General features: G+C 67.7%; 14 protein-coding genes and 2 pseudogenes. 11 read left to right on the top strand and 5 right to left on the bottom strand.

The window, feature by feature from the left end; translation table 11 throughout:
- The first annotated feature begins 1 nt into the window (after window position 1).
- Window positions 2-748, top strand: a complete 747-nt coding sequence (locus tag A5700_RS19270) for an iron reductase (RefSeq protein WP_068070817.1) — start codon at window positions 2-4, stop codon at window positions 746-748.
- Window positions 749-1,050: 302 nt separating this feature from the next.
- Window positions 1,051-2,661 (top strand): MFS transporter, encoded by a 1,611-nt coding sequence (locus A5700_RS19265; protein ID WP_231973811.1) that lies wholly within the window; start codon window positions 1,051-1,053, stop codon window positions 2,659-2,661.
- A gap of 384 nt (window positions 2,662-3,045) precedes the next feature.
- Here A5700_RS19265 and A5700_RS19260 read toward each other — a convergent pair whose 3' ends face one another.
- Complete coding sequence (locus A5700_RS19260) at window positions 3,046-3,879, bottom strand: helix-turn-helix transcriptional regulator (RefSeq protein ID WP_068070606.1); 834 nt, start codon at window positions 3,877-3,879, stop codon at window positions 3,046-3,048.
- Window positions 3,880-3,981: 102 nt separating this feature from the next.
- Here A5700_RS19260 and A5700_RS19255 point away from each other — a divergent pair, with 102 nt between their 5' ends.
- The gene (locus A5700_RS19255) at window positions 3,982-4,968 is read left to right on the top strand and encodes an aldo/keto reductase (RefSeq protein WP_068070604.1); all 987 of its coding nucleotides are present in this window, start codon (window positions 3,982-3,984) and stop codon (window positions 4,966-4,968) included.
- Here A5700_RS19255 and A5700_RS19250 read toward each other — a convergent pair.
- Window positions 4,965-5,795 carry an LLM class F420-dependent oxidoreductase gene (locus A5700_RS19250; RefSeq protein ID WP_068070602.1) on the bottom strand — a complete coding sequence of 277 codons (831 nt, stop codon included), beginning with the start codon at window positions 5,793-5,795 and terminating at the stop codon, window positions 4,965-4,967. The genes A5700_RS19255 and A5700_RS19250 overlap by 4 nt on opposite strands.
- A 153-nt stretch (window positions 5,796-5,948) precedes the next feature.
- Between A5700_RS19250 and A5700_RS19245 the strand changes: the two genes are divergently transcribed.
- Complete coding sequence (locus A5700_RS19245; protein ID WP_068070599.1) at window positions 5,949-6,383, top strand: Imm63 family immunity protein; 435 nt, start codon at window positions 5,949-5,951, stop codon at window positions 6,381-6,383.
- A gap of 31 nt (window positions 6,384-6,414) precedes the next feature.
- Here A5700_RS19245 and A5700_RS19240 read toward each other — a convergent pair whose 3' ends face one another.
- Together A5700_RS19240 and A5700_RS19235 are read right to left on the bottom strand one after the other, a co-directional pair.
- The gene (locus tag A5700_RS19240; protein ID WP_156671301.1) at window positions 6,415-7,275 is read right to left on the bottom strand and encodes an SDR family NAD(P)-dependent oxidoreductase; all 861 of its coding nucleotides are present in this window, start codon (window positions 7,273-7,275) and stop codon (window positions 6,415-6,417) included.
- A gap of 5 nt (window positions 7,276-7,280) precedes the next feature.
- The gene (locus tag A5700_RS19235) at window positions 7,281-8,729 is read right to left on the bottom strand and encodes an aldehyde dehydrogenase (RefSeq protein WP_082960523.1); all 1,449 of its coding nucleotides are present in this window, start codon (window positions 8,727-8,729) and stop codon (window positions 7,281-7,283) included.
- A 146-nt stretch (window positions 8,730-8,875) separates the two neighbouring features.
- Between A5700_RS19235 and A5700_RS19230 the strand changes: the two genes are divergently transcribed.
- The 7 genes and pseudogenes from A5700_RS19230 to A5700_RS19200 form a co-directional block, all read left to right on the top strand.
- On the top strand, window positions 8,876-10,144 hold the full coding sequence (locus A5700_RS19230; protein WP_068070597.1) for an aromatic ring-hydroxylating dioxygenase subunit alpha: 1,269 nt from the start codon (window positions 8,876-8,878) through the stop codon (window positions 10,142-10,144).
- Between the two features lie 4 nt (window positions 10,145-10,148).
- On the top strand, window positions 10,149-10,481 hold the full coding sequence (locus A5700_RS19225) for a hypothetical protein (protein WP_068070595.1): 333 nt from the start codon (window positions 10,149-10,151) through the stop codon (window positions 10,479-10,481).
- Window positions 10,478-11,722: an amidohydrolase family protein gene (locus A5700_RS19220; protein WP_068070593.1), complete on the top strand. Its 1,245-nt coding sequence runs from the start codon at window positions 10,478-10,480 to the stop codon at window positions 11,720-11,722. Before A5700_RS19225 ends, A5700_RS19220 begins: the two co-directional genes overlap by 4 nt.
- 62 nt (window positions 11,723-11,784) lie before the next feature.
- Window positions 11,785-12,237: a MarR family winged helix-turn-helix transcriptional regulator gene (locus tag A5700_RS19215; RefSeq protein WP_068070591.1), complete on the top strand. Its 453-nt coding sequence runs from the start codon at window positions 11,785-11,787 to the stop codon at window positions 12,235-12,237.
- Window positions 12,238-12,304: 67 nt separating this feature from the next.
- The gene (locus A5700_RS19210) at window positions 12,305-13,366 is read left to right on the top strand and encodes a ferredoxin--NADP reductase (RefSeq protein WP_068070589.1); all 1,062 of its coding nucleotides are present in this window, start codon (window positions 12,305-12,307) and stop codon (window positions 13,364-13,366) included.
- A gap of 24 nt (window positions 13,367-13,390) precedes the next feature.
- Window positions 13,391-14,134, top strand: coding sequence for an SDR family NAD(P)-dependent oxidoreductase (locus tag A5700_RS19205; protein WP_068070587.1), 744 nt, complete (start codon window positions 13,391-13,393; stop codon window positions 14,132-14,134).
- Between the two features lie 33 nt (window positions 14,135-14,167).
- Window positions 14,168-14,770, top strand: a pseudogene (locus A5700_RS19200) (aromatic ring-hydroxylating dioxygenase subunit alpha); the annotation flags it as partial.
- On the opposite strand, the pseudogene A5700_RS27450 reads toward A5700_RS19200, so the two are convergent.
- Window positions 14,678-14,923, bottom strand: a pseudogene (locus A5700_RS27450) (SRPBCC family protein); the annotation flags it as partial. The pseudogenes A5700_RS19200 and A5700_RS27450 overlap by 93 nt on opposite strands.
- Window positions 14,924-14,934 lie beyond the last annotated feature (11 nt).

Here is a 14,934-nt window from a genome sequence, read left to right as displayed (position 1 = left end):
GGTGACCCTGGCGATCGAAGATCCGTTGATCTCCCGAATGGAAGTCCGGCGGATGCTGCCGGTTCACGAGTCCTGCCGTCGCCTGCGCGACCTGGCCCCGCGCTACCCCCGGGTCTACGGTGTCGCCGTGTTGGCCGACGTCAATCCCTCTCGGTGGTGGCCGGTCGACTCCCGGCGCACGACGGAACTGCTTCCCGTGATGTTCGAGACGGCCACGCGGGATATGAGCCGGCGCGCGGCCGCACGCCAACTGGCGGCGACCCTGACCCACGACATTCTCGGGCGGATGCTGCCGCTGGTCCTGTTGGAGGGTCGGGCGTGGGACGTCGGCCTGGAAAACCTGTGGATGCACGTTGATAAGGACAGCGCGATCGACTGGATCGCCATCGTCGATCCGACGCTGCGGGTGTTGCCGGACGACCCCTGCCTGCTGAATCTGTGCAGTGCGGCCCAGGGCCGCGGCACGCCACGCGAGGCGATCGTGGTGTTGCCCGGCGAGCTGGCGCTCACGACGTGGGTCGCGCATCGCTGCCACCGCAGCCTGACGCCGCTGTTCGCGGCGCTCAACGCCGTCAGCGACCGGGCGTTGCCGGTCGCCACGATGTGGCACACGGTCGCGTCGGCCATCGTCGGGGTAGCGGCGCAACTCTCCGACGCCGGAGGCGACGCGGTCGCGCGTCGAAGCCAAGCGATTCTCGATGCGATGGCCGGCTTCGGGCTGCCGGTACGCCGCGTGCGACGGTGCTGACGGAGCGGGCACGCGCAGACCCCGCCGAGGCGATACATGGCCAAAGCGCCTGCCGAGCAGGGCATTACGGGCGCACCCGATCGGCACCGCGGCCAGCAACCAGCGGAATATCTGTCAACAGCCCGACGTTGCACGCCAACGACGCGGGCTGCCGAAACGGCAGTGGTGCACCGGCGGCGGTAAACTGCGAAGTCCCGAATGGCGCGAAAGGCGTTGTCATGTATTCGAAGGTGTTCGCGCGTGGGGCCGCGTAGTCGCACTGGATCCGAGGGCCTGGCGCCCGGCCGGCGCACCGTTCCATGGTGATCAAGGAGCAAGACCGCGCCGACGGCACCCAGCCGTCCACCTGGGCCCCGTTGCGCAATCGGGTCTTTCGTGCACTGTTCATCGCCCAGTTCGTATCCAACATCGGTACTTGGATGCAAAGTGTGGCGGCCCAGTGGTTCTTGGTGGAGACACACAGCAGCGACGTGGTAGTAGCCCTCGTTCAGACCGCGAGCCTCGGACCGACGCTGCTGCTGGGCCTGTTCGCCGGGGTGCTCGCCGACCTGTTCGACCAGCGCCGGCTCCTCATGGCGCTGCAGTCCTACGCCGTGCTGGTGGCGCTGGCGCTGGCCGTGGTGACGTACTTGGGGCGACTGGGCCCGGCGTCGTTGCTCACGTTCACCGTGGCGATCGGCTGCGCCTCCGCGCTCACCGCACCGGCGTGGCAGGCGATCCAACCCGAGGTGGTCGTTCGCGACCAGATACCGGCCGCCGCAACGCTCGCCAGCGTCTCGGTGAACGCCGCTCGCGCGCTCGGGCCCGCCGTCGGCGGCGCCGTCGTCGCCGTGGTTGGTCCCGCCGCGGTGTTCGCGATGAACGCCGTGTCGTTCGCGGGCATCATCGTCGCCCTGACGACCTGGCAGCGACCCAAGCAGCTCGCTCCGGTGGAGCGCGAGCACCTCAGCCAGGCCATCGTCACGGGCTTGCAGTACGTGCGCAACGGACCCATCTTCCGCAGGATTCTGCTGCGGGCGGCGCTCTTCTTGTTCCCCGCGTCGGCGCTGTTGGCGCTCCTGCCGGTAGCCGCCGCACACCGGTGGCAACTGGGTGCGGGCGGATACGGTATCGCCCTGGGTGCCATTGGGTTTGGTGCCGTCCTCGCAGTGACCGTCGCCGCGCCTTTGCACCGCCGGCTGTCGGACAACGCGCTGCTGGCCGCGTGCGCCGCCGTCTACGCGCTGGCGCCCCTGGCCGTGGTCTGGTTGCCGTTCGCGGCGGCGACACCCTTCCTGGTGTTGTCGGGGATGGCGTGGCTGATGACGCTGACCACGCTGAACGCGGCCGCCCAGTTGTCGTTACCGCGCTGGGTCCGGGCCCGCGCGTTATCGATGTACCTTCTGGTCTTCACCGGATCGCAGGCGATCGGTTCCTACGCCTGGGGGCTCGTTGCCACCCGCGAGGGCCTCGACGTCGCGATGGTGTGCTCGGCCGTGCTGCTGGGTGTGGTCGCCCTGAGCGTGGGGCCACTGCCACTTCGGCCCGCCACCGGAAAGTTGAACGTCGACGTCTCCACGACCTGGCCCATCCCGAGGCTGGTCTTCGAACCCTGTCCGCACGACGGGCCGGTGATGGTGACCGTGCGCTATCAGGTGCTCGCCGAGAACCTCAAAGACTTCGTCCAGGCGATGAGCGCGGTCCGCAGATCGCGGTTGCGCACCGGCGGCCACAGTTGGCGGCTGTATCAGAGCGCCGGCAAACCGAACACCTTCATCGAAAAATTCACGGTGGCGTCGTGGAGCGAGTTCGAGCGCCAGCGCACGGAGCGGTGGCTGGCCTACGACTCCAAGGGCGTCGCGAAGGCCATCGGTTACACGGTCGACCACAAACGCCGCCACGAGTACTACCTCGCGATGCGGGTGCCTCGCTGACGCCGCGTCCTGGCAAACGGGTGCCGCTGACCGTCGCGGTGCACGGCGACGGGACGGCGTCCGCCCCCGCGCTCGCCTTGCCGCGCAGGCGATTTCACCGCGCGGTTACCTCGAGGCAAGCTGGCGTTGGCTTTCGGCGCCGTTCGCAGGCGCGGGGCGTCGCGCCCTGGACGTTTGGTGCGTTGTGTTGCCCGAACCGGCGCGCTCATCGCCACGTCGATTTTCATCCGCAACCAGGCCGCGGCCCGCTTGGACGGTGGACGCCTGCGCACGGCCGCAACCGCTGCCTTCCCCATGCCGCCATCCTTGCAGTGCCGCACCGCTGCGTCCGCAGCGGCCGCCGTTGCCCGCGAATCGCGCGAATAGGCTGAGTGTTTGGCGCGGTCAGCCCACGGCCTGGTCGCCGACCACCGCGAGCAGGCGCAGATCCTCGAGCGCCGACGAGCCCGCGGGCGGGGTCAAGACCACGAACTGTTGGCCGTCCGTCGTCGCCAGCACCTCACAGTCCAGCGCGATGGGTCCGATGCGAGTCAGGAATGTCTTGCGCTGCATCCGCCGGGTCGCGACCTCATGGCGCGCCCACAGCTCGGCGAATTCGGCACTGCGCTCCAACAGGCCCTCGACGAGCTCGCACATGTCGGCGTCGGCGCGGCGGCGCGCCCACGCGGCGCGCAGGTCGGCCACGACGGTGCGGCTGTGCTCCCGGTGGCTCTCGGCCGGCGTCATCTCGCGGGCCCGCGGATCGGTGAACCATCGCCAAGTCATGCTGGCCTCCAGTCCCCGTCCACCGGCGGCCATATCGCCGAGAAGCAACCGGGCTAAGTCGTTGTGCGCCAACATGATCCCGGTGTCCGAGCACACGAAAGCGGCGGCGTCGCGCATCCGGTCCAACACGAACAACAGCGCCGGGCGCACCCGCGCGCAGCGCCCGCCGCGGTCGGGCACCGCGTGACCGGCCAGTCGGTAGAGGTGGTCCGTCTCGTCGTCGGTCAAGCGCAATGCACGCGCCAGCGCCGCCAACATCTGCGGCGATGGCTGCGCGCTGCGCGCCTGCTCCAACCTGCCGTAGTAGTCCGCCGACATCCCCGTCAGATGCGCGACCTCCTCGCGCCGCAGACCGACCGCGCGACGTCGGAACCCGGCGGGCAACCCCACATCCGCGGGAACCAGTGATTCGCGCCGGCGGCGCAGGAACTGCGCCAAGGCTTCACGATCCATCCGATCATTGTGGCCCAGTCGCGCCGGCTCAGACAGGGACTGCGAATCCCTGGCTCGACACGACGTGGCACCGGCACCGATCGCCTTGACAGACTGGCTGGCATGCAAACGAAATCCTTGGGCGCCCTGACCACGTCCGCGGTGGGCCTGGGTTGCATGGCGATGTCCGGTGCGTACGGCGAGTCGGACCGCACCGAGAGCATCGCCACCCTGCGCGCCGCCCTCGACGCCGGCATCACGTTGGTGGACACCGGCGACTTCTACGGCATGGGCCACAACGAGTTGTTGATCGCCGAGGCCCTGCGCGGGCGGCCGCGCGAGTCGTATCAACTGAGCGTCAAGTTCGGTGGTCTGCTCGGCCCCGACGGGTCGTGGGTGGGCTTCGACGCCAGGCCGGCCGCCGTCAAATCGGCCGCGGCGTATTCGTTGCAGCGCCTCGGCACCGATTACCTCGACGTCTACCGACCGGCCCGGCTGGATCCCGCGGTGCCGATCGAGGACACCGTCGGGGCCATCGGCGAACTGGTGGACGCCGGTTACGTGCGCCACATCGGCCTGTCCGAGGTGGGATCGGAGACCATTCGCCGCGCGGCCGCGATCCGGCCGATCAGCGACCTGCAGATCGAGTACTCACTGGCGAGCCGTGGCGTCGAGCGTGACATCCTGGGCACCTGCCGCGACCTCGGGATCGGGGTGACCGCATACGGCGTGCTGTCGCGCGGCCTGCTCGGGGGCCACTGGGCGAGATCGGCTGCGGCAGACAGGGATTCCCGCTCGCTGTATCCGCGGTTCTCCGGGGAGAACCTGGACCACAATCTCTCCCTGGTCGAGACGCTGCGAGGTGTCGCCGACCAACTGGGCGTGTCGGTGGCGCAGGCGGCGATCGCGTGGGTGGCCTCCCGCGGGACCGACGTCGTCCCGCTCATCGGCGCGCGAACGCGCACCCGCTTACAGGAGGCGCTCGGCGCGGTCGCGGTCACGCTGTCCGACGAGCAGCTGACGCGTATCGAGGCAGCGGTCCCCGATGGTGAGGTGGCCGGTGACCGCTACACCGCCGAGCACATGGCCGCGCTCGATTCCGAGCGTTAGCCTCGGTACTGGTCCACCAGCGCGGCGAGCTCGTCGAGCACCCGCAGCGACTCGTCGAGGGGCTTGGTCGGCAACAGCAGCGCCAGCTGGTCAAAGCCCAGCTCTTCGGCGGCCCGCCAGTAGTCGAGGTCCTTCGGGGTGCCGAACATCGCCAGCGGAACGTCGTAATCGGCCTTTTCGCGCAACTGGTTGGTGCGCTGGGTGAGCTGCTCCAGCGGCAGCGGGTTGGAGATCCAACCGGCTCGGTGCCGAACGACACGCTTCACCGTGGCGTCGGAGTTGCCGCCGATGAAAATCGGCGGGTGTGGCTTGCGCACGGGCTTCGGCCGGCTGTAGGACGCGTCGAAGTTGACGTACTTGCCGTGATATTCGGCGGGTTCGGTGGTCCACAACGCGCGAATGGCCTCGATGCGCTCGTCGAGCAGCGCGCCGCGCGTCTTGGGGTCGGTGCCGTGGTTGCGCAGCTCCTCGATGTTCCAGCCTGCGCCGACACCGAAGACGAAGCGGCCGCCCGAGATCAGGTCGATGCTGGCGGTCTCTTTCGCGGTGATTATGGGATCCCGCTCGATGAGCAGCGCGATGCCGGTGAACAGCTCGATCGTGGACGTCACGGCCGCCGCGGCGGCGAGCGTGACGAACGGGTCCAGCGTGCGGTAGTAGATGCCGGGCAGGTCACCGCCCTGCGGATACGGCGATTCCCGGCTGGCGGGGATGTGCGTGTGCTCGGCGATCACCAGCGACGCGAAGCCGCGCTCCTCGATGGCCCGGGCCAGCGACACCGTGTCGATGGTGTCGTCGTTGACGAACGTGGAGATCCCGAACTTCATCGCCTGCCCCTGTCTGTCGCCTACCCGTGCCCAAACCGTCTTCAACGACCGGTTATTCCCCCACGGCGGGAGCCGTAACATTTTCCGGCCCCGGGATCGAAACACCGGCCGGCGGCCGTCCGCGGGGGAGGACGCGCGACGTAGTGTCGGCGCATGGTCGACACGAAGTGCAGCCATTTGCAGGCGGAGATCGATCGCCTGGCCGCGGCGCTGCATGTGCCAAGCATCGAAGTGGGGGCGATTCGCAGAGACGACGACTACAACGTGTTCATCGATTCCGACGGCCGGTACCACTTCGCCTATTGGGAACGCGGTCGGCCTAATCTGGACCTCGTCGGCGAGTTGGACGACGTTCTCTACTGGTTCGCCGAGACCTTCTCGTCGATCGTCGCGAGCGGCTACGCGTCGCGGGCCCGCGGCGACGGCCGTGATCGCCGGGAATTGTGGTGGGCCCACCAATATCAGTTGCTTTATCGGCTCGATCCCGTCTGGGCCGGACGCTGTGTCCGCGAACTGTCGGAGAAGCTGCGCGGCTGGGGCATGCCGGAGGCCGTGCAGCTGCTGCCCGATGTGCCCGAGCGTGGCTGACGATTGCTACTAGACTGCCCGCCAACCAATTTCAGTGCGGTCCGCCGCGGATTCTGAAATCGCTGCTGTCGTCCACGCGGTCGATTGCGCCGGCGAACGATTCCGGGGTCAGGGTGGCGTCGTCGATCCCGGCGGTCTCACCGAGAAACACCCGGCTGACGTGCTGGCCGCCGACGCGGTAGATGTGCGCGGTTCGGGTGCACGACTCGTGCGCCAGGTACACGACGACGGGTGTCACCTGTTCGGGCGCAGCATCTTTCACGAGATCCGGCATGGTGTGCTCGGTCATCCGGGTGCGCGCGATGGGGGAGATGGCGTTGACGAGGATCCCGCTGCGCGACCCCTCGATGGACAGCACGTTCATCAGCCCCACCAGGCCCATCTTGGCCGCGCCGTAATTGGCCTGCCCGAAATTGCCGAACAAGCCGGAGCCCGAGGTGGTCATGACGATCCGTCCGTACCGTTGTTCGCGCATCAGCGGCCAGCAGGCCGACGTGACGTGGAAGGCGCCGCGCAGATGGACGTCGAGCACCGGGTCGACCTGATCGCTCGTCATGTTCTTGAAGGCCGCGTCGCGCAGGATGCCCGCGTTGTTCACCAGGACGTCGACGCGACCGAACGCGTCCCTGGCGGCGTCGACGATGGCCTGGCCGCCTTGCGGGGTGGCAACGGAGTCGGTCACCGCGAGCGCCACGCCGCCGGCCGCGATGATCTCGTCGACCACCGCCTGGGCCGCCGAGCTGGAGGTCCCGCTGCCGTCGACATCGGCGCCGACGTCGTTGACCACCACTCGGGCGCCCCGGCGGGCGAATTCCAGCGCGTGACAGCGCCCCAGGCCGCCGCCGGCGCCGGTGACGACGACGACCCGCCCGTCGAAGGTCAACTCGGGCACGCCCGTCACGCCTTCGGCGCCACGGCGATCGACTTGGTGTCGAGGTAGCCCTCGAGGCCCTCGGGCCCGAGTTCTCGGCCGTAGCCGCTCGCCTTGACCCCGCCGAAGGGCGCGAACGGGTCCATGGTGTAGCCCTGGTTGATGCCGAATGTGCCGGTTCGGATGCGTCGTGCGATCGTCATGCCGCGGTCGGTGTCCGAGGTCCAGACCGAGCCGGCCAGACCGTAGTCCGAGTCGTTGGCGAGCCGCACCGCGTCTTGCTCGTCGCGATAGGGCAGCACGGTGATGACCGGCCCGAAGATCTCTTCCCGGGCGATCCGCATGCCGTTGGTGGCGTCGGTGAACAAGGTGGGGGTCACGTACCAGCCGCGTGGTTGGGTTTCGGGCTGCTGGGCTCCGCCGACCACGAGGGTGGCCCCTTCCCGTTCCCCGATGCGGATGTACTCACGTACGCGATCTTGCTGGCGGCGCGAAACCAGCGGTCCCACCTGTGTTTTGGGGTCTGCCGGATCCCCGAGCCGCAGGCCGAGCAACTCGGCGGCCAGCGCGTCGACGTAGGCGTCGCGGCGCCGCTCGGGCACCAGCACCCTGGTGAGCGCGTTGCAGATCTGACCGCTGTTGGACAGGCTCGCCGAGCGGACGCCGGCCGCAACCTGCTGTGGGTCGGCGTCGTCCAGGACGATGGCCGCCGACTTACCGCCCAGCTCCAGGCTGACCTTGGTGAGATTGGCCGCGCAGGCGGCCGCGACCGCCCGACCGGCCGCGGTGGATCCGGTGAACGACACCTTATCGACGCCGGGGTGACCGACCAGGATCTCGCCGACGGCGGCGCCGCCCGGCAAGACGCTCACCACACCCGGGGGCAGCCCCGCCTCATCGAGCATCTCGGCCAAAAGCAGGGCGTCTAGCGGAGATTCGGGTGCGGGCTTGACCAGCACCGCGCAGCCGGCGAGCAGGGCGGGCACCAATTTGGCGACGGTGAGGAATTGCGGCATGTTCCACGGCACGATCGCCGCGACCACACCGACCGGCTCCTTGTGGACATGGACGTCCGCCCCGAAGAACCCCTTGCGGGTCTCCTGCCACGGATAGCGTGCGGCGAGATCGCAGAACGCGCGCAACATCATGGCCGGCAGGCCCACCTGAGCCCGCTGCGCGAACGTTGTGGGAGCGCCGATCTCAGCGGTGATGGTCTCGGCCATCTGTGCACGCCGCCGGTCGTAGACGTCGGTGAGGCGACGCACGACCTCGATGCGCTCGGCGGCTTGCCAGCGGCCCCAGGGGCCGGATTCCAGCGCCGAGCGTGCGGCCGACACCGCCGCGCCGATGTCCGCTGGCCCGGCCGCATTGACCTCGGCGATGGGCTGTTCGGTGTGCGGCGAGATGACCTCGAAAACCGTTGCCGGCGCGCCTGAGTGATGCCGCGTGAAGTCCGAGTCCAGGGCATGGTCCATCTGCGCGCTCCCCATCAGCGAGTAATCTCAACTACTTGTGATTCGCACGTCGAGCATATACCGTCGGGCCCAGTGGACTCCTACCCCTCCGCGACAGCGCGGCGGGCCGCCGTCACGACGCGCGGCCGGACTAGACAGGAGCGATGATGCCGCGATTTCCGAAACCGCCCGAGGGCAGCTGGACGCAGCACTATCCGCAGCTGGGTACCGGACCGGTCTCCTACGAGGACTCGATCAGCCCGGAGATCTACGAATTGGAGCGGGCGGCAATCTTCAAGCGCGCCTGGCTCAACGTGGGTCGAGCGGAGCAGTTGCCCCGCACGGGTAGCTATTTCACCAAGGAACTCAAGGTGGCCAACACCTCGATCATCGTGGTGCGCACCAAGTCTGGTGATGTCAAGGCATATCACAACATCTGCCGCCACCGCGGCAACAAGCTGGTGTGGAACGACATGCCGCAGGAAGAAACCAGCGGCGTGTGCCGCCAATTCACCTGCAAGTACCACGCCTGGCGGTACGACTTGGACGGCAAGCTGACCTTCGTGCAGCAAGAGGATGAGTTCTTCGACCTCGACAAGACCCGCTACGGCCTGGTCGCCGTGCACTGCGACGTTTGGGAAGGTTTCATCTTCGTCAACTTCGCCAAAGAACCGGAGCAGTCGCTGCGTGATTTCCTCGGCCCCATGGTGACGGGTCTTCGGGGCTATCCGTTCCACAAGATGACGTCGCGGTGGCTTTACCGCTCGGAGGTCAACGCCAACTGGAAGCTCTACATGGACGCGTTCCAGGAGTTCTATCACGCCCCGGTGCTGCACGCCAACCAGTCCCCGACGGCATACTCCAAGGCCGCGGCGGAGGCGGGATTCGAGGCTCCGCACTACCGCCTGGACGGCCCGCACCGGCTCGTCAGCACGTCGGGCGTGCGGGCCTGGGAGATGTCGGCCGAAATGCGCAAGCCGATCGAGGACATCTGCCAGAGCGGATTGTTCGGCCCGTGGGACAAACCGGATCTGGGAGCGATGCCCGCCGGCTTGAACCCCGCGAAATGCGATCCGTGGGGCCTAGATTCGTTCCAGCTGTTCCCCAATTTCGTGATCCTGTTCTGGGGTCAGGGCTGGTATCTGACCTACCATTACTGGCCGACCTCGTACAACAGCCACATCTTCGAGGGGACGCTGTACTTCCCGCAGCCCCGCACCCCGCGTGAGCGCATCGCCCAGGAGTTGGCCGCCGTGTCGTTCAAGGAATACGGACTGCAGGACGCCAACACGCTGGAGGCGACGCAGTCGATGATCGAATCCAGGGTCATCGATCAGTTCGTGCTCAACGACCAGGAGATCCTGCTGCGCCACCTGCACAAGGAGACCGCCGCCTGGATCGACGACTACCGCCGCATGTCCACCACAGGAGCCTAGAATCGTGTCCGCCTTGCTCCCAACCGAATTCGCCGACCTCGAACCTTACGCCGCCCAGTGGTGCCTGCCCACCGAACCGCAGCGCTACGCCAAGCGGCTCGCCAGCTCGATGACCGAGATGAAGGCGTTCTACGACGCGATCACCGCCCGCGCGGACGAGGCCATCGCCTACTGTGATAAGTTTTCGCTGGACGACCTGCCCGACGATGTCCAGAATCTGATGCACCTGCTCTACTCCATGATCATGGTGTCGTTCCCCGTCGAGTGCTGGAAACAACCGCGGGTGCCCGACTCGGGAGCCTCCACGTTGGACTGCGTGTCCGAGCCCGTTCCGTGACCGTTCTGCGGGCCGCTCGGTGGGTCGACGTCGACGCGGGGCTGATCCGGTCCCCGGCCGAGGTGGTCGTGGCGGGAAACCGGATCGCCGCGGTCAATTCCGAACGCACACAGTGTGATCCGGCCGACGTGGTGGACCTCGGCGATGCGACCCTGTTGCCCGGGCTGATGGACATGGAGCTCAACCTGCTCATCGGCGGGCCCGGAGGTCCGGAAGGCCTGCCGGCGCCCCTGCACGGTGTACAGGACGACCCGGCCTACCGGACGCTGCGTGGCGCGGTCAACGCGCGCACGACGCTCGAAGCCGGTTTCACCACCGTGCGCAACCTCGGGCTGATGGTGAAAACCGGCGGATACCTGCTCGACGTGGCGTTGCAGCGCGCGATCGACCAGGGTTGGCACGTCGGCCCGCGCATCTACCCCGCGGGACACGCGGTCACCCCGTACGGGGGCCACCTCGATCCGACGGTGTTCCAGCGACTGGCGCCGGGCATCATGCCGCTGTCGATCGCCGAAGGGATCGCCAACGGTGTGCCCGACGTGATCGCCTGCGTCCGCTACCAGATCCGGCACGGCGCGAAGCTGATCAAGGTGTCGGCCTCCGGCGGGGTCATGTCGCACAGCACCGCCCCGGGGGCCCAGCAGTACTCCGACGCAGAGTTCGCGGCGATCGCCGACGAGGCGCACCGCGCGGGTGTGCGGGTGGCCGCCCACGCGGTCGGCGACTCCGCGATCCGCGCCTGCATCCGCGCCGGCATCGACTGCATCGAGCATGGCTTCCTCGCCTCCGACGACACCATCCAGATGATGGTCGATCACGGCACGTTCCTGGTGTCGACGACGTACCTGACCGAGGCCATGGCCATCGACCGCATCGCGCCCGAACTCCGCAAAAAGGCCGAAGAGGTGTTTCCCCGCGCAAAGGCCATGCTGCCCAAGGCGATCGCCGCAGGGGTGCGCATCGCCTGCGGCACCGACGCCCCGGCGATACCGCACGGACAGAACGCGGAGGAATTGGGCGCCCTGGTCGCTCGTGGCATGACACCGGTGCAGGCAATCCGGGCGGCCACGGTGGTGGCGGCCGAACTCGTCGAGGCCGATCACGAGCTGGGGCGGCTGGCGCCCGGCTACCTGGCCGACATCGTGGCCGTCCCCGGCGACCCCTCCCGTGACATCGGCGCACTGCTCGACGTGTCCTTCGTGATGAAGGATGGCCACATCTACAAGGGGCCCCGCAACTGAGGCGGCGCCGTCGTGGCCGCGTGGGATAACGTCGGGGAACGCAACATGGGCAGGAGGCGGGGATGGATCTGACCGACAACATCCTGTGGCTGCTCAAGCAGGCCTTCTACTTCTCCCTGACGACGGTCAACGACGCGGTCAGCGGCCACGGCGTCAGCACCGCGCAGATCGGTGTGCTGCGCCAACTCACCAACGAACCCGGTCTGTCGGGGGCCGAACTCGCGCGGCGGTTGCTCATCACGCCCCAAGGGGTACAGCAGGCGCTGACCGCCCTGGAGCACCGCGGCCTGGTGGAACGCAAGCAAGACCCCCAACACGGCCGGATCTTGCGGGCGTACCTGACGGGCCAAGGACGCAAGGTGGCGGTGACCGTGGTCAGCGACGCGGTGGCCGCACACGAGAAGGTGTTCGGGGTGCTGACGTCCGAGGAGCAGGCAACCCTGCGTGATCTGTTGACCCGGGTGGTCGAAAAGGGCACCGGTCACCAGCTTTTCGCCGACCACGTCGACTCGTGACCTTTTACCGGAACAGCGCCGTGTCTACTACTTGAGGCCAATCGCAAGTAGTTGATATTCTGCGGGGATGCCCGATGTACCCGCGACGCTGCATGCCGAGCCCGCGACGACTGAACCGGCGGACGCCCACTTCGTCTCGTTGCGGGTGCGAGACGTCGTGCGCGAGACGCCCGATGCCATCTCCCTCGTGCTCGACGTGCCGGAGGCGAGTGCCCAGCGGTTTCGTTACCAGGCGGGACAGTTCCTCACGCTGCTGGTCTGCGTCGACGGTCGGGAACTCAGGCGGTGTTACTCGATGTCCTCGTCGCCGGCGCTAGGGGATGACCTGCGCATCACCGTCAAACGTGATGGCGTGGTATCCAATTGGCTCAACGACACGGCCGCGCCGGGCAGCGAGGTCCGGGCCGCGCCGCCGCAGGGCCGTTTCCTGCTCGAGGACACCGATCGGGAGCTGGTCGGGTTCGCCGGTGGCAGCGGCATCACGCCGGTGTTCTCGCTGTTGTCCTCCGCTCTGGCGTCGAGCGAGCGTCGGACCCGGTTGTTCTACGCCAACCGGCACCGCGCTTCGGTGATCTTCCACGACGCCTTGTCGGCACTGGCACAGCGCCACCCGGGGCGGTTGACGGTGCAGCACCACCTCGACCACGAGCGCGGCCTCACCTCAGCCGACCACGTAGCCGCCTTCGTCTCAGGCGTCGGCGACGCCGACTTCTACATCTGTGGGCCCGGGCCGTTCATGGACACCGTCGAGGCGACGCTGATCGGGCACGGCGTGCCCGCACATCGACTGCATCTGGAGCGCTTCGAGGTTGCGGCCGCATCGCTTCGCGCCGCGCCCGGTGGCGATGCACACGCCACCGAGAGGGTGACGATCGTTCTCGGCCGCAACACGGTCACCGCCACCTACGGGAAGGGCGACACCCTGCTGCAAACCGCACGGATGGCGGGGTTGCAGGCGCCGTCGTCATGCGAAACCGGTTCCTGCGGAACCTGTATGGCTCGGATCACCGAGGGAGGCGCGCGCATGCTCAACAACGACGCGCTCGACGCCGACGAGGTGGCCGAGGGGTGGGTGCTGACCTGCCAGGCCGTGCCGACCAGCAGGACCGTGCGGGTGGTGTACGAGTGAGCGGACTTCGATGAAGCGGGTGCGATGAGCAGAGTGGCGGTAGTAACCGGTGGCGCGTCGGGAATGGGCGAGGCGACCTGCCACGAGCTCGCCCGACGCGGCCTCAAGGTGGCGGTTCTCGATGTCAACGAGCAAGCCGCACAACGCGTCACCGAACGGCTGCGAGCCGACGGCGCCGCGGCCATCGGCATCGGCGTCGACGTCACCGACCGGGCCGGCGTGGAACATGGCTTCGCGAAGGTGCGCAGTGAGTTGGGTCCCGTCGCGGTGTTGGTCACCAGCGCGGGGGTCTTCGGCTTCTCCGCGTTCGCCGACATCAGCCCGGAGTCGTGGGCCCGAATCGTCGACGTCAATCTCACCGGCACCTTCCACTGCTGCCAGGTCGCACTGCCGGACATGGTGGAAGCCCACTGGGGCCGGATCGTCATGATCTCGTCGTCCAGCGCCCAGCGCGGTTCGCCCTTCGCCGCCCACTACGCAGCGTCCAAAGGCGCCGTCATCACCCTGACCAAGTCGCTGGCACGCGAATACGCGCCCCACGGGATCACGGTGAACAACATCCCCCCGTCGGGCATCGAGACACCCATGCAGCATCAATCCCAGGCCGCCGGGTTCCTGCCGTCCAACGAACAGATCGCGAGCAACATTCCGTTGGGCCACTTGGGAACCGGCGCCGACATCGCCGCGGCGGTCGGCTTTTTGACCTCGGACGAGGCGGGTTTCATCACCGGACAGGTGTTGGGGGTCAACGGCGGAGCGGTGATGTGACCGCGCAGGCACCGCAGCGACGAGGAGGTCGACGTGACACGAACGGGTAGGCCGGCCGAAGGCTCGTGGACCGAACACTATCCCGAATTGGGGACCGCGCCAATATCGTTCGCCGATTCGACGTCGAAGGAGTTCTTCGACCTGGAGCGCGAGGCGGTGTTCAAGCGGGCGTGGCTCAACGTCGCGAGGGTCGAGGAACTCCCGCGAAAAGGCAGCTATCTGACCAAGGAGATCGAAGTCGTCGGGACGTCGGTGATCGTGGTCAAAGGCCGCGACGAGGTGATCCGCGCTTTCTACAACGTGTGTCGACATCGCGGAAACAAGCTGGTGTGGAACGACTTTCCAGGTGCCGAGACGCGCGGCACCTGCCGGCAATTCACATGCAAGTACCACGGCTGGCGCTACGATCTCGAGGGCGCACTGACCTTCGTGCAACAGCAGTCCGAATTCTTCGACTTCGACGCCGCCGACTATGGGTTGCGGCCCGTGCGCTGTGACGTGTGGAACGGCTTTGTCTTCATCAACTTCGACGACGAGCCGCGTCAGACCCTGCGCGAATTCCTCGGCCCGATGATCACGGCCCTGGACGATTACCCGTTCGGCGCCCTGACCGAGCGCTACGAGTGGGTCGCGCACCGCGGCCGGCACCTGCTGCGAGTGCAGCGAGGGCACGTGGTAGTACTCCTGGAAGGCGTCGGCGAAGATCTTCCAATTGCTGTTGTTGTGCGCGACCCACTCGTAGCGCTCGGTCAGGGCGCCGAACGGGTAATCGTCCAGGGCCGTGATCATCGGGCCGAGGA

This window comes from Mycobacterium sp. E1214, from assembly GCF_001666755.1.
GTDB lineage: Bacteria > Actinomycetota > Actinomycetes > Mycobacteriales > Mycobacteriaceae > Mycobacterium.
Note: the sequence above shows the minus strand (reverse complement) of the source record. Positions and strands in the feature narration are given on the sequence as shown.